The organism is Undibacterium sp. RuTC16W (assembly GCF_049339445.1).
In the GTDB taxonomy this organism is placed as follows: domain Bacteria; phylum Pseudomonadota; class Gammaproteobacteria; order Burkholderiales; family Burkholderiaceae_D; genus Undibacterium.
In genome coordinates, this window is sequence record NZ_JBMPPE010000008.1 from 53,576 (window position 1) to 67,724 (window position 14,149).

At 50.7% G+C, this 14,149-nt stretch carries 13 protein-coding genes; 3 read left to right on the top strand and 10 right to left on the bottom strand.

The features are described from left to right. Positions 1 to 826: 826 nt before the first annotated feature. Entirely contained in the window at positions 827 to 2,383 is a 1,557-nt protein-coding gene (locus tag ACO0K4_RS15420) for an oligopeptide:H+ symporter (protein WP_422957538.1), read from the top strand. A 128-nt stretch (positions 2,384 to 2,511) separates the two neighbouring features. Here ACO0K4_RS15420 and ybeY read toward each other — a convergent pair whose 3' ends face one another. The 4 genes from ybeY to ACO0K4_RS15440 all read right to left on the bottom strand — a co-directional run bounded on the left by ybeY (position 2,512) and on the right by ACO0K4_RS15440 (position 6,062). Further along, complete coding sequence (ybeY, locus tag ACO0K4_RS15425; RefSeq protein WP_422957539.1) at positions 2,512 to 2,964, bottom strand: rRNA maturation RNase YbeY; 453 nt, start codon at positions 2,962 to 2,964, stop codon at positions 2,512 to 2,514. Between the two features lie 54 nt (positions 2,965 to 3,018). Beyond that, positions 3,019 to 4,155 (bottom strand): PhoH family protein, encoded by a 1,137-nt coding sequence (locus ACO0K4_RS15430; RefSeq protein ID WP_422957540.1) that lies wholly within the window; start codon positions 4,153 to 4,155, stop codon positions 3,019 to 3,021. Beyond that, positions 4,155 to 5,495 carry a tRNA (N6-isopentenyl adenosine(37)-C2)-methylthiotransferase MiaB gene (miaB, locus tag ACO0K4_RS15435; protein WP_422957541.1) on the bottom strand — a complete coding sequence of 447 codons (1,341 nt, stop codon included), beginning with the start codon at positions 5,493 to 5,495 and terminating at the stop codon, positions 4,155 to 4,157. The genes ACO0K4_RS15430 and miaB overlap by 1 nt, the downstream gene beginning before the upstream one ends. Before the next feature lie 213 nt (positions 5,496 to 5,708). Continuing rightward, positions 5,709 to 6,062 carry a hypothetical protein gene (locus ACO0K4_RS15440; RefSeq protein ID WP_422957542.1) on the bottom strand — a complete coding sequence of 118 codons (354 nt, stop codon included), beginning with the start codon at positions 6,060 to 6,062 and terminating at the stop codon, positions 5,709 to 5,711. Positions 6,063 to 6,407: 345 nt separating this feature from the next. Here ACO0K4_RS15440 and ACO0K4_RS15445 point away from each other — a divergent pair, with 345 nt between their 5' ends. After that, on the top strand, positions 6,408 to 6,914 hold the full coding sequence (locus tag ACO0K4_RS15445; RefSeq protein WP_422957543.1) for a flavin reductase family protein: 507 nt from the start codon (positions 6,408 to 6,410) through the stop codon (positions 6,912 to 6,914). A 13-nt stretch (positions 6,915 to 6,927) separates the two neighbouring features. Next, positions 6,928 to 7,188: a SemiSWEET transporter gene (locus ACO0K4_RS15450; RefSeq protein WP_422957544.1), complete on the top strand. Its 261-nt coding sequence runs from the start codon at positions 6,928 to 6,930 to the stop codon at positions 7,186 to 7,188. A 64-nt stretch (positions 7,189 to 7,252) separates the two neighbouring features. Here ACO0K4_RS15450 and ACO0K4_RS15455 read toward each other — a convergent pair whose 3' ends face one another. The 6 genes from ACO0K4_RS15455 to pyk all read right to left on the bottom strand — a co-directional run bounded on the left by ACO0K4_RS15455 (position 7,253) and on the right by pyk (position 14,136). Next, positions 7,253 to 8,308 (bottom strand): L-threonylcarbamoyladenylate synthase, encoded by a 1,056-nt coding sequence (locus ACO0K4_RS15455; RefSeq protein WP_422957545.1) that lies wholly within the window; start codon positions 8,306 to 8,308, stop codon positions 7,253 to 7,255. Between the two features lie 184 nt (positions 8,309 to 8,492). Then, complete coding sequence (locus ACO0K4_RS15460; protein ID WP_422957546.1) at positions 8,493 to 9,698, bottom strand: 5-(carboxyamino)imidazole ribonucleotide synthase; 1,206 nt, start codon at positions 9,696 to 9,698, stop codon at positions 8,493 to 8,495. A gap of 325 nt (positions 9,699 to 10,023) precedes the next feature. After that, positions 10,024 to 10,536, bottom strand: a complete 513-nt coding sequence (purE, locus tag ACO0K4_RS15465; protein WP_422957547.1) for a 5-(carboxyamino)imidazole ribonucleotide mutase — start codon at positions 10,534 to 10,536, stop codon at positions 10,024 to 10,026. A gap of 3 nt (positions 10,537 to 10,539) precedes the next feature. Further along, positions 10,540 to 11,436, bottom strand: coding sequence for a phosphoribosylaminoimidazolesuccinocarboxamide synthase (locus ACO0K4_RS15470; protein ID WP_422957548.1), 897 nt, complete (start codon positions 11,434 to 11,436; stop codon positions 10,540 to 10,542). 104 nt (positions 11,437 to 11,540) lie between these two features. After that, a complete protein-coding gene (fba, locus tag ACO0K4_RS15475) occupies positions 11,541 to 12,605 on the bottom strand; it encodes a class II fructose-bisphosphate aldolase (protein WP_422957549.1) in 1,065 nt (354 codons plus the stop codon). Between the two features lie 97 nt (positions 12,606 to 12,702). Next, complete coding sequence (gene pyk, locus ACO0K4_RS15480) at positions 12,703 to 14,136, bottom strand: pyruvate kinase (RefSeq protein WP_422957550.1); 1,434 nt, start codon at positions 14,134 to 14,136, stop codon at positions 12,703 to 12,705. Between the last annotated feature and the right edge of the window lie 13 nt (positions 14,137 to 14,149).

The window sequence follows — 14,149 nt, forward strand, 5'->3', positions numbered from 1 at the left end:
CGGGTTAAGGTCTTGTTCCACAAAATATGCTGGTCGATACATTCTTATTTTTCAGGAGCGATAAAAATGAAGTTCAACTATCTCACTAAAGATGGCTGCACCTGCCACGCATTGCGCGAGCGCGTCTTGCGTGCACCCTGGTTTGTACATTGCTGTAGTTATACGTAATGCCAGCGCGAAACAGAGGCTGCGTTTGCTCTCAACGCCATGCTAGTGCACTGAGTTGCAGATTCGTTGGATAAACATGGTGAGAATCAACCCGATACGGCGTCACAAATACGCGCAAGCCCCCGGCTTTGCTGTACTTTGCTTCTTGTCCCGGTTCAGTTTTGCCATATTGAACACCGGCACACAAAAGCCGGATTGAAAGCATGAGTCTAGAGAAAATACATATACTCCCCATATCTCGACTAAAAATAGCTATATTCACGCTGTATTTTAAAGGGAGATGAAAAATACTCCTTATAAGTATATATATTCACAAAACAAAGAAATTCTGAAAAATAGATGAATTGATGGCTTGTGCCGGCAAGCTCGCGTGACTGCAAAGGCAAAAAAATAATCGCGCTCATCTCTATTTTTGTCGTTTTTCTTTTCATCTTCAACTAATTCTTGACAGATATTTAGGCAACTAGGGATACTGCGAGACTTGCTTTGCTTTCATGTCAGCCAAACACCTGATATCGTCAGCGTTCAGTCAATCAGCCGCGTACCCTCGTACATGTCACAAACGACAAGCGTGCGATTGCAGACATCCACAACGGCCTTTTCGGAGGCCGTTTGGCTATCTCTAACAAACCACAATAATAGTTAGATGGAGAATTGAATGAGTCAGACACCAGATAATCACGATCAGGCGAAAATGCCGTCGCAGATCCCCTACATCATTGCGAATGAGGGCTGCGAGCGCTTTAGCTTTTATGGCATGCGCAATATCCTTACGCCATTCCTGATTACCAGCCTGTTATTGTCGATGCCAGAATCGATGCGTAAGGGCATGGCGAAAGAGGTGTTTCATACGTTCGTCATCGGCGTATATTTTTTCCCGCTGCTTGGCGGCTGGCTCGCTGACCGTTTTTTCGGCAAATACAATACCGTGTTCTGGCTGAGTCTGGTGTATTGCGCCGGCCACGCCTGTCTGGCGATATTTGACGATAACCGAAATGGTTTTTATACCGGCCTCTTCCTGATTGCGCTGGGATCGGGAGGCATCAAGCCTCTGGTTGCCTCATTTGTCGGCGATCAGTTTGACAATACCAATAAACATCTCGCGCAAAAAGTGTTTGATGGTTTTTACTGGATTATTAATTTCGGCTCATTCTTTGCATCGCTACTGATGCCTATCTTCCTGAAGCAATACGGTGCGAGCGTTGCGTTTGGTATTCCAGGTTTATTAATGTTGATTGCGACGCTGGTATTCTGGTCCGGCAACAAAAAATATATACACGTCGCGCCCGCAGCAAAAAATCCTGACTCCTTCCTGAACGTCATCCGCACTGCCTTGATGACGGCCGCACCAGGTCAGTCACGCACTGGTTTTATCATCGCCGTAATGGGCGTGGCGCTGGCGATCGGCGCGCTCTTCATGGCACCTGGTATCGGTATCGTTGCCGCTTTGTGTTTGGCCTTGGTATTAATCCTTGGCTTTGGCGGTGCAGGCGCATGGATACAGCTTGACCGCGCTCGTGGCGTGCATCCGGATGAAGCCGTGGATGGTGTACGTGCCGTATTACGTTTGCTGGTGGTATTTGCTCTGGTGACGCCATTCTGGTCCTTGTTTGATCAAAAAGCCTCGACCTGGATTTTGCAGGCAGACCAGATGACCAAACCATCCTGGTTCCAGTCGGCGCAAATGCAGGCACTGAATCCTTTGCTGGTCATGCTGCTTATCCCGTTCAACAATCTGATCCTGTATCCACTTTTAAAACGTATGGGCGTAGAACTCACCGCGCTGCGCCGCATGGGACTGGGTATTGCTTTCTCCGGTATTGCGTGGATCGTCGTCGGCATGATGCAAATCGCGATTGACGGTGGCAATGCCTTATCGATCACATGGCAAATTCTGCCATATGCCTTGCTGACATTTGGTGAAGTTCTAGTCTCGGCAACCGGACTTGAGTTTGCCTACAGCCAGGCGCCGCTAGCAATGAAAGGCGTGATCATGAGCTTCTGGAATTTGTCTGTCACGATCGGCAACTTGTGGGTATTACTGGCAAATTCGAGTGTGAAGAGTGAGTCGGTGACGACGCAGATACAAAGCACAGGCATGAGTGTCACCGCCTTCCAGATGTTCTTCTTCGCAGGCTTTGCGTTACTAGCCGCACTGGCGTTTGCTATCTATGCCAGAAACTATCGTGTGGTGAATAATTACCGTAAGGTCTGACGAGAGTCTTCCAAGTATGCTGTCGGGCTCACTGGCAGCATGTTCAGGTATTGATAACTTTGCTGAGACATAAAAAAAGCTACACCTCACTGGTATAGCTTTTTTATTTTGGTTATGCTGATCCTGGTTTACTGGTAGGGATTTGCTATACCCAGCTCCGTCAGAATCTCGACTTCCAGCGCTTCCATCTCTTCGGCTTCTTCATCACTTTCATGGTCGTAGCCCTGCGCATGCAACACGCCGTGCACGACCAGATGCAAAGCATGCGCCTCGATCGATTTTTTTTGCTCCTGCGCTTCGCTCAGCAATACGTCGGCACAAAAAATAATATCTGCCTGGGTGACTTCGGCGTCTTCATCTTCGGTGTAGGCGAAGGTCAATACATTAGTCGCATAATCCTTGCCGCGATAATCGCGGTTTAGTGTGCGGCCCTCTTCTGCATCGACAAACCGCAGTGTGAGTTCTGCCGGTGCAAACAACGCCGCCTGTATGGTCTTGCGTAGCAGTGGGCGTGGCAACACCTCCTTCAGGCGAGGGTCGGCATATTGCACGGATAGAGTCAGTTTATGTTTTGCAGCCATAGCGATGTTAACAGCGATAGAGTCAGGGTTATAAGATTCAGCAGATGATTGGCATTATTTTTTGCGGCCATGATAGGCCGATGCCAGCGGCGTCGGATGCTTCAGATTGCCAAGGTCAGCAGTGTGTGCGCTTGCAGTTTCATAAGCATCGACAATCCGGCCGACCAGAGGATGACGCACGACGTCGGCACTGGTAAAACGATTAAATGCAATACCGCGCACATCGCTCAAAACCTGGCAAGCGTCGACCAGACCGCTGCGCTGACCGCGCTGCAAGTCAATCTGCGTCACATCGCCAGTCACCACGGCTTTGCTGCCAAAGCCGATACGGGTCAGAAACATCTTCATTTGTTCCGGCGTGGTGTTTTGCGCCTCATCCAGGATGATAAAAGCGTGATTCAATGTACGGCCACGCATGTAAGCAAGCGGCGCGATTTCGATCGCCTGCTTCTCAAACATTTTTTGGGTGCGGTCAAAGCCGAGCAAATCGTATAAGGCATCGTATAAAGGACGCAGATAAGGATCAACTTTTTGTGCCAGATCACCGGGCAAAAATCCCAGGCGCTCGCCTGCTTCTACCGCAGGACGGGTGAGGATAATACGTTTAACGGCATCACGTTCCAGGGCATCGACAGCGCAGGCAACCGCGAGATAAGTCTTGCCAGTACCCGCAGGGCCAATACCGAAAGTGATGTCATGCTCGACAATCGCTTTCAGATACAAATTCTGATGTGGCGTACGTCCGCGCAAATCGCTGCGACGGGTTTTGAGTACGGGACTCTCAACATCATCTGGCTCTTCGATGTCATCTGGCGATTCCAGCACCTCAACAACTTTGACCAGTTTACGTGTTTTTTTTACTTTGTCGGCGGCACCGACAGTATCGCCACCGGCCTCAGCATGTGCTTTGGCGCTGGCATTGGCACGCTGTTCAACCAGTGCAAGCTGGACTTCATCAATCGAAATGATTTTTTTCGCCCGCGCATAGAAATGCTCCAGCATCTCCAGCGCATGCTGAGCATTCGTACCACTGACAATAAACTTGTCACCGCGGCGAAAAATACTGACATCGAGAGCCGCCGAAATCTGGCGCAAATTTTCATCCAGAGGCCCGCACAAATGTGCAAGCCTGGTGTTGTCCATCGGTTGAGGAACAAAATGAAGAACAGGAACAGGCGTTTTTGGTTTCATTAATTTTCGATCAGTTCATCAACAAGCTCGCCACGCAGCGAATAATTGTAGGACTCTGTAATTCGGGTATTCACCAGCTGGCCGATCAGGCTGGCTGGGCCAGCAAAATTGACCACGCGATTATTTTCAGAACGCCCCTGCAACTCATTCGGATCTTTGACTGACGGGCCTTCTACCAGGATGCGCTGCACCGTACCGATCATGGCGTTGCTGTATTTCTTCGTATTGCTGTCAATCACTGCCTGCAAATGCTGCAGGCGTTTTAGCTTGAGTTCATGCGGGGTATCATCGGCCAGATTTGCTGCAGGCGTGCCAGGACGCTTACTGAAAATAAAGCTAAAACTATTATCAAAACCGATGTCGTCAATCAGCTTCATCAAGGCATCAAAATCTTCTTGCGTCTCACCCGGGAAACCAACAATAAAATCCGATGAAATCGAAATATCAGGTCGTACCGCGCGCAGACGACGCAATACCGATTTATATTCAATCGCGGTATAGCCACGCTTCATCGCAGACAAAATACGATCCGAGCCATGCTGCGCCGGCAGGAACACATGATTCGCAATTTTCGGGATCTTCGCAAAGGCATCAATCAGGCGCTGATTAAATTCTTTCGGATGACTAGTGACAAAACGGATACGTTCAATCTGAGGGAATTCTGCGATGTATTCCAGCAGCAAGGCAAAATCCGCAATCTCGCCATCTTCCATGGTGCCGCGATACGCATTAACGTTCTGACCTAACAGAGAAATTTCTTTCACACCCTGTGCGGCCAATCCGGCCACTTCCGCTAGTACATCATTGAACGGACGTGAGACTTCTTCGCCACGGGTGTAAGGCACAACACAATAACTACAATATTTGCTGCAACCTTCCATGATGGAAACAAAGGCAGTTGCGCCTTCGACCTTTGCCGGAGGCAAGTGATCGAATTTTTCTATCTCCGGGAAACTGATATCCACTTGCGACCGCCCGCTGATGCGGCGGTCATTTAATAATTGTGGCAAACGATGCAAGGTCTGCGGGCCGAATACAACGTCAACGTAGGGCGCACGCTTGATAATTGCCGCGCCTTCTTGCGATGCCACGCAACCGCCGACACCGATGATCAGATCTGGCTTATCGCGCTTAAGCTCGCGCAGGCGACCGAGATCGGAGAACACTTTCTCCGATGCTTTCTCACGCACGCTACAGGTGTTGAGCAAGATGACATCGGCGTCTTCTGCCTTGTCGGTTTTAATCATGCCTTCGGCGGCGTGCAGCACGTCATTCATTTTGTCCGAGTCATACTCGTTCATCTGACAACCAAAGGTTTTAATAAATACTTTTTTTTGCATAAAACTGACTTCTTTTCTATGTACGCTGAGGTCAAATTCTTCCGCAGATTGTTATCATCATCAACGGATAGTATTGCTAAATATACTGGGCTAATCAGTGAGTCAACTAATGAGCCAATTAATGAGGAAGGCGAACTAAGTTCAGCAATTAAGCTCGATCATTAAACGTATGAACTAGCTACATTCAATTAATTATTACAATAAATAAAATAATTAATTTTGTTTAATTTGCTTACTGATGTCTTGCTTGACTTCTTCTGTGGTCAAAATCCAGATGCGCTCAATATCACCATAATCGTTCGCCAGATAATTGACGGTCAATGTTGCTGACGGCAAGGTAGCAGGCAAGACCAGCAAACCGACTTCATCATAAATCCGTGTCGAGGGCTGAGTTCTGCGGACTTTGCCATCGATCACGATGTCAGGATAGGCAGACGCGGTCAGCACGCCCCGCTTGGTGCCTGCCGGGAAAGCACGCGGATCTGCATGGGCAAGGCTCACCGTCAGGCCTAAGCCAAGCAATAAAAACATCGCGCAATAGCGTCGCAGCACGAGTAGACAAGCCATATGAACACCTCCTACAAAATAGACAAACAAATCAACAACTTATGCAACATCGGCAAGGTCTTTTGAGGGCGCAAGTTTAACACATGCTGACTGAACCGCTTACAGGACTCACGTGATAACGACTTATTTGGCATAATCGGGGCTGTCCATCAAGATTTGAGATGATGACGAATGCACTTGTCCAGGATGTTTTACCGTGAATGAGACACTCATGGCCAACGATGAGTAACGAAGATCGTCCAAAAAAAAGAATACAAGCGGCCATACACCGTCAGCGCCCAGATAGCGTTTTTAGTGCGCCTGATGGACAATCGCTGAAACGCCCCGAATAATTGTGGAATCCTGATGCACACTCGCTCTCCCCGCGCTGCTACGCGCGAATTTGATACCCGTCATTTCCGTCAGGCTTTGTCGCAGTTTGCGACGGGGGTGACGGTCATTACAACACGTCTGGCCGACGGTACTTTCCTCGGCCTGACCGCTAGCTCCTTCAATTCTGTCTCGCTCGATCCACCTCTGGTACTGTGGAGTCTGGCGCATACCGCCACCAGTATGCCGGTATTTAGCGGCAACTCGCATTATGTGGTGAACATCCTATCGGCAGAGCAAGCCTGGCTCGCAGAGCAATTCGCGAGCAAGAAAAAGGATCGTTTTGACGGTGTCGACTACAGCTTATCGCGCACTGGCCATCCGATTTTAGTTGGTGCATCGGCGTGGTTTGAGTGTCATAATCGCAGCCGCTACCCCGAAGGCGATCACGTCATCTTTGTCGGTGAAGTCGAGCATTGCGAATTCACACCACAGGCGCCACTGGTCTTTCATTCGGGACAGTTTTTAGCGCCTTCCAAATAATTTTCTGAATCTTATGACCGCATCACTCACCGATCTCATCGGTTATCTCGCTGCCTGCATGACCACCAGCGCCTTTATTCCGCAAGCATGGCTGACCTGGCGTCGTAAACGCGCAGAGGGTGTATCGCTTGGCATGTACGTCATTCTGGTCGGCGGGATTGCGATGTGGCTGGCATATGGCCTGATGCTGCACGCACTGCCCATCATCATTGCGAATTTTATTACGCTGGTGCTGGCGATTTTTATTCTGGTGATGAAGCTGCGGTATAAATAAACGGCGACGCTGGCTGAATACGCCGCTTGGCACACTGGTTGGTTACGTCGATTTATGGAACGGCCTATTTGAGCAGCTTCTGTAATACATCTCTGGAATCAAACGCGGCACGGCGCAAGCGGTCATTCACACCTTGCCAGGCTTTATCATCAGGTAGCATCTCAACCAGAATTACGTCGGCCTGAATCTCATCCAGCTCGCGCAAACCTGCATATAAGTCGTGCGCATACGCAGCAGGATCTGCAGCCAGGATTTTCAGCCCCGCCAGCGCTTGCGAACGATGCTCGTGATATCGCATGACCGCTACTTTGTTACCGGCGTCCAGTAAGGACTGCACGGTATTTTCCAGTATCGCATCGGCAATTAAAACGACCGGCGTGTTCGGCGCGTAATGCGCATCCAGCGTACCCGATGCGCGCGGTGCGGCGGCGTCAGGTGCGGCAATCTCCCGACCCAATACCGCGGCTAATTGCGCCGATGAAATATGGCCCGGACGCAGCAATACCGGCCCATGTGTCGCCAGCCGTGTCAGATCGACGATCGTCGATTCGATACCGACCTCACTCTGCCCGCCGTCGAGCACAGAAGCAATCATGCCGCTGGCTATTTCAGCAGGAAATTCATCTCGTACATGCTGTGCCGTGGTCGGGCTGACGTGACCGAATTTATTCGCGGATGGTGCGGCGATACCGCCTTTGCCTTGCTTAAATGCACGCAATAAGGTCTGCGCTATGGGATGCGAGGGACAACGCACACCGACGGAATCCTGACCACCGGATACTGCATCAGGAATATGAGCTGCACGCTGCAAAATCAAGGTCAGCGGTCCCGGCCAGAATGCTGCGATCAGTTGATGCGCCTCGGCCGGAATATTTTGCGCCCAATAGGCAATATCGGCCTCGGGAGCGAGATGCACGATGACCGGATGGTTGGATGGTCGTCCTTTGGCCGCATAGATCGCTGCGACCGCTGCCGGATTCTCGGCATCTGCGCCTAGTCCGTACACGGTCTCGGTAGGGAAAGCGACTAATTGCCCAGCTGCGAGCTGTTGTGCGGCTAGCGTAAGCGATGATGCAAGCGCTGTTACGGCGGCAGGGGATACTGAGCCGCTGTTACTCATGGTGGCTAGTGACTGTTAGGAATTGCGGGTACTTGCTCATGCTGACTCATGCTTACTTATGTTGATTTATTCATGTTGCTTTAATTTTTAGCAATCTGCTCTGACTGTGCTGCCTGTGCTGCCTGTGCTGCCTATATTACGCCTCACCTGTAACATGTAAGGCATAGCAGCAATCTCAGCGCATTTATGCCGCGATACCAAGGATCGCACAGGCTTTCACCAGCGTTGCCTGCGCCGCATCCATTGTTGAAGCGACGAAGGTAATATGCCCCATTTTGCGGGCACGTCGCGCCTCAGCTTTACCGTATAAATGCAGATGAGCACCTGGCAAAGCCAGTACCTGATCCCAGTCCGGTTCGCGTACTGAGCTGGTGTCGCTGTCGAACCAGACGTCGCCAAGAATATTCAGCATGACTGCGGGCGAATGCTGGCGTACATCGCCCAGAGGCAACTGCGCAAGCGCGCGCACTTGTTGCTCAAACTGGCTGGTAACGCAGGCATCTATCGTGTAATGGCCGCTGTTGTGCGGACGCGGCGCCATTTCATTAACCACCAGCGAGCCGTCTTGCAGCACAAAAAATTCTATACACAAGACGCCGACATAACCAAGCTTGGCAATGATTTCGAGAGCGGCTTTTTGCGCCTTATGCGCTACCCCATCGGTGACATTCGGACTTGGTACCGTTGTGGTGAACAAGATACCATCGCGATGTACGTTTTCGGCAATCGGGTACACCACTGCTTCGCCATCAATACCACGCGCTACCAACACCGATACTTCATACGCAAGCGGCAGCATTTTTTCCAGCACGCATACTTGACCATTCATTCCTGCAAACGCGGCTGCCAGCTCGTCGCGCGTACGCACGCGGATCTGACCCTTGCCGTCGTAGCCCATGCGTACCGTCTTTAATATACCCGGTAATAAATGGTCACCCACGCTGGCAAGATCGCTCTCACTGGCAATGCCACGATGTGGCGCTGGAAATACGTCTGTATGCGCACCGCAGCGCGTAAAAAATTCTTTTTCCTGCAAACGATCCTGAGCCACTGACACACATTCTCCGACAGGAGAGACGAAGCCATGTTGTGCCAGCATGATCAAACTACCGGCAGGCACATTTTCAAACTCGGTCGTCACTGCGTGACTTAGCTTGCCGAGAGCGAGTAAAGCATCGCGGTCATCATAGGCTGCCTGCACATGGTGCTCAGCGACCTGCCCCGCCGGACAACCGGCCTCAGGCTCCAGCACCGCAACGCGATACCCCATGGATTGAGCAGCATGCGCAAACATGCGGCCGAGCTGGCCGCCGCCTAAAATGCCGAGACAACTTTGATCGGTATTCGGCAACAGCGCCTGACGTGGGTGTGGTTGGGTATCGATAGTCATGATGTCAAACTGAAAGCGGTACGCCCCTTAGCTTTAAGCAACCGAGGGATCGCACCAGATAGTACAAGGCACAAGGGAGAAAAACAGATACTCCCCATTAAATTTACAAAAACAGGCTTATTCCGCACCGTTTTACCAGTGCATTAAAATATACTAGATAGGAGTATCTATATATCAACACGTATTTAATGCGTATTTAGTGCATATCAAATACATGTTGAATACGCAGTCAATGCGCACAGATGAAGCAAACGGAAGAAGGCTAAAACGAATGTAAACGGCTCAGTACATTCATGCATCGCCCTCCTCAACCAATAGCCGTCGCTTACACCGGCAAAATCATATCGCGCGCAACCTGAGTCTGTTTAATACGGAAGTCCATCAGCTTTTGCGCCAGTGCTTCATCGGTCGTCGCCAGCATGGCAATCGCTGCCAGAGCCGCATTCGCAGCGCCTGCCTCACCGATCGCAAACGTTGAGACCGGAATCCCCTTTGGCATCTGCACAATCGACAACAAAGAATCTTCACCGCGCAAATATTTCGACGGCACCGGCACGCCCAATACCGGCACGATAGTCTTTGCTGCGATCATCCCCGGCAAATGTGCCGCACCGCCAGCGCCAGCGATGATCGCACGCACGCCGCGTTCACGGGCAGTCTCGGCATAACGAAACATCTCATCCGGCATACGATGCGCAGAAACGACCTGCGCTTCAAAAGCGATACCGAATTCTTTGAGCACGGCAACCGCGTGCTGCATCACGTCCCAATCGGATGAAGAACCCATCACAACGCCGATGAGCACCGGACTGACCGCCGCTTGATTTGCTTGCGTCATGATTCAGGCCTTCAATGTCTCACCGGTCAGGCGCTCAAGCGCTTCGCGGTATTTGGCAGCTGTTTTTTGTACGACCTCATCCGGCAGATCAGGGGCTGGCGCTGTCTTTTCCCAGCTCGTAATAGTTTCCAGATAATCACGTACAAATTGCTTGTCGAACGACGGCGGCGAAATCCCCGTCGCATACGAATCTGCAGGCCAGAAACGGGAAGAATCTGCCGTCAACACTTCATCCATCAAATGCAATACGCCATCATCGTCCAGACCAAATTCAAACTTGGTATCGGCAATGATGATGCCACGCGTAGCAGCATATTCTGCGGCCTCGGAATACAACTGAATACTGATGTCGCGGATCTTGGCAGCGAGTTCTTTGCCGATCAGTTCTTCTGTTTTGGCATAGCTGATGTTCTCATCGTGCTCGCCCATTTCTGCTTTGGCTGCTGGGGTGAAAATCGGTGCAGGCAACTTCGCCGCTTGTGGCAAACCCGCTGGCAAGGTGATGCCGCAAATTGCGCCAGTATCTTGATAATCTTTCCAGCCGGAGCCGATGATATAACCACGCACGACGGCTTCAACCATGATCGGTTTCAAACGTTTTGCCACGACCGCACGACCACGCACTTGCTCCACTTCTTCAGCAGCGACAACATTTTCTGGCGCGATACCCGTCAAATGATTTGGTACGATGTGTCCGAGTTTTTCAAACCAGAAATTAGCCATCTGATTCAATACGCGACCTTTATCAGGAATCGGTTCATTCATGATCACGTCAAACGCGGACAAACGATCGCTGGTAACGATCAGGAGTTTGTCGTCGCCGACAGCGTAGTTGTCACGGACTTTACCGCGACCTAATAGCGGTAAAGAATGCAGAGTGGAATTGATTTGCGTCGTCATAATATTTACTTTTTAAAAGTACGCAGGGCGCAGTGTGCGCCCCGTCTTTTTTAAATTGATTTACTGATGTTACTGCAATGATTTTGCTGCACTGAACTGCTGGCTTATTTGACCAGCTGAGCCAGGCTGCCTTTTTTGTATTGTTCAGCAATTTTTTCCAAAGGCATAGGCTTGATCTTGGCCGCCTGACCTTCGCAACCGAACGACAGATAACGCGCTTTGCAGACCAGTTTTGCCGCTTCGCGTGCTGGCTTGAGGTAATCACGCGGATCGAACTTGCCTGGATTCTCAAACAAATAACGGCGGATTGCGCCGGTCATTGCTAAACGGATGTCGGTGTCGATATTGATTTTGCGTACGCCATGCTGGATACCAATGACGATTTCTTCTACTGGTACACCGTAGGTTTCTTTCATGTCGCCGCCGAACTGGCGAATTTCTTCCAGCAGTTCTTGCGGTACGGAGGAAGAACCGTGCATTACCAGATGAGTATTCGGAATCCGTGCGTGGATTTCTTTGATGCGATCAATCGCCAGAATGTCGCCAGTAGGCTTACGGGAAAATTTGTACGCACCGTGTGAAGTACCGATCGCAATCGCCAACGCGTCGCATTGTGTTTGTTTGACGAAATCAGCGGCCTGATCTACGTCAGTCAGCAATTGTTCACGAGTCATTTTGCCGTCGGCACCGTGACCGTCTTCTTTGTCGCCCATCATGGTTTCGAGTGAACCAAGTACACCCAGTTCGGCTTCTACCGTCACGCCGATGGAGTGCGCGAATTTGACAACTTCACGTGAGACTTCGACGTTGTATTCGTAGCTGGCAACGCTCTTACCATCTTCCATCAAGGAGCCGTCCATCATGACGGAAGTAAAACCGGATTTGATCGCGGCCATACATACGGCAGGTGACTGACCGTGATCCTGATGCATCACCACAGGAATATGCGGATAGGCTTCGACCGCAGCTTCAATCAGGTGGCGCAGAAACGCTTCCCCCGCATACTTGCGGGCACCGGCGGATGCCTGCATGATGACGGGCGCACCGACTTCATCGGCGGCTTGCATGATGGCAGTGACCTGCTCCAGATTATTGACGTTAAACGCGGGCAAACCGTAGCCGTTTTCGGCTGCGTGGTCTAGCAATTGGCGCATGGATACGAGAGGCATAATAGAACTCCAGAAGTACGATTAAAAATCTGTGCGAGGAAAGCAATGGCTTGCGGCGAAACTGTTCTGCGACGCCAGCTAAGTGCGTTCCATCTGTTTAGTTATCTCCGACCTTGACGATTTTCAGCGCATTGGTGCCACCGATCTGGCCCATCGGTTCGCCCCAGGTCAATACGATCATGTCACCTTTTGCGACCACGCCGTTTTTCAACAAAATATCTTCTGCTGCTTTCAACACCATTTCGCGATCATTTGAGTGCGGCAACGTATACGTCTGCACATTACGGTACAAGGCAACTTTGCGCTGTGTCGCAATGCTAGGCGTCAGCGCAAATAAAGGAATATCAATATTGTGACGACTCATCCAGAGCGCCGTTGACCCCGATTCGGTCAAGGCCACAATGGCTTTCACACGCAAGTGATACGCCGTGAACAAGGCACCGTAAGCAATCGACTGATCAATGCGGGTGAAGGTTTGATTCAAAAAATCTGCATCGAGTTTACATTCCTGGAACTTCTCTGCCTCGACACAAATAGCCGCCATTGCCTCGACGGTTTCGACCGGATATTTACCGGATGCGGTCTCTGCAGAAGTCATCACGGCGTCGGTACCATCCAGCACTGCATTGGCGACATCGGATACTTCAGCGCGGGTCGGCACAGCATTGACAATCATCGACTCCATCATCTGCGTCGCCGTGATCGCGAGCTTGTTCGACGCGCGCGCCATCTTGATCATGCGCTTTTGCAACGCAGGGACTGCGGCATTACCAACCTCAACAGCCAGATCACCACGAGCCACCATAATGCCGTCCGACGCATCCAGGATTTCCTGCAACAGCGGAATCGCTTCAGCACGCTCGATCTTGGCAATCATCATCGGCTTGTGACTGTAGGCTTCGCCAGCAATATTCGCCAGCTGACGCGCCATTTCCATATCGGTTGCGTTTTTCGGAAAAGACACGGCGACATAATCGGCTTGAAATGACATCGCGGTCTTGATGTCTTCCATATCTTTGGCAGTCAATGCAGGCGCAGTTAAGCCACCGCCCTGACGGTTGATCCCTTTGTTATTCGACAGCTCACCACCTATTTTGGTGATAGTGTGAATTTCATTGCCAATGATTTTTTCTACGATCAGCACAATCAAACCATCATTGAGCAACAGGACATCACCAGGCTTCACATCGCGTGGCAGGGCCTTGTAATCCAAACCGACACGTTCCTGGTTACCCAGAGTGCAATCGGCATCCAGAATAAATTTATCACCGTTTGCAATGTCAATTTTGCTGTTTTCAAACTTACCGATGCGGATTTTCGGACCTTGTAAATCAGCCATGATGGCAATCTCACGACCACACTCTGCTGCTGTCTGGCGAACCAGAGTGGCGCGATCGATATGATCCTGCGCCTTGCCATGCGAAAAATTCAAACGAACAACGTTAACGCCTGCTTGCAGCATGCGTTTTAGAATCGCTAACTCAGTAGAAGCTGGGCCTATCGTTGCAACAATTTTGGTTCCGCGTGACATCTGGTCTCCTGAT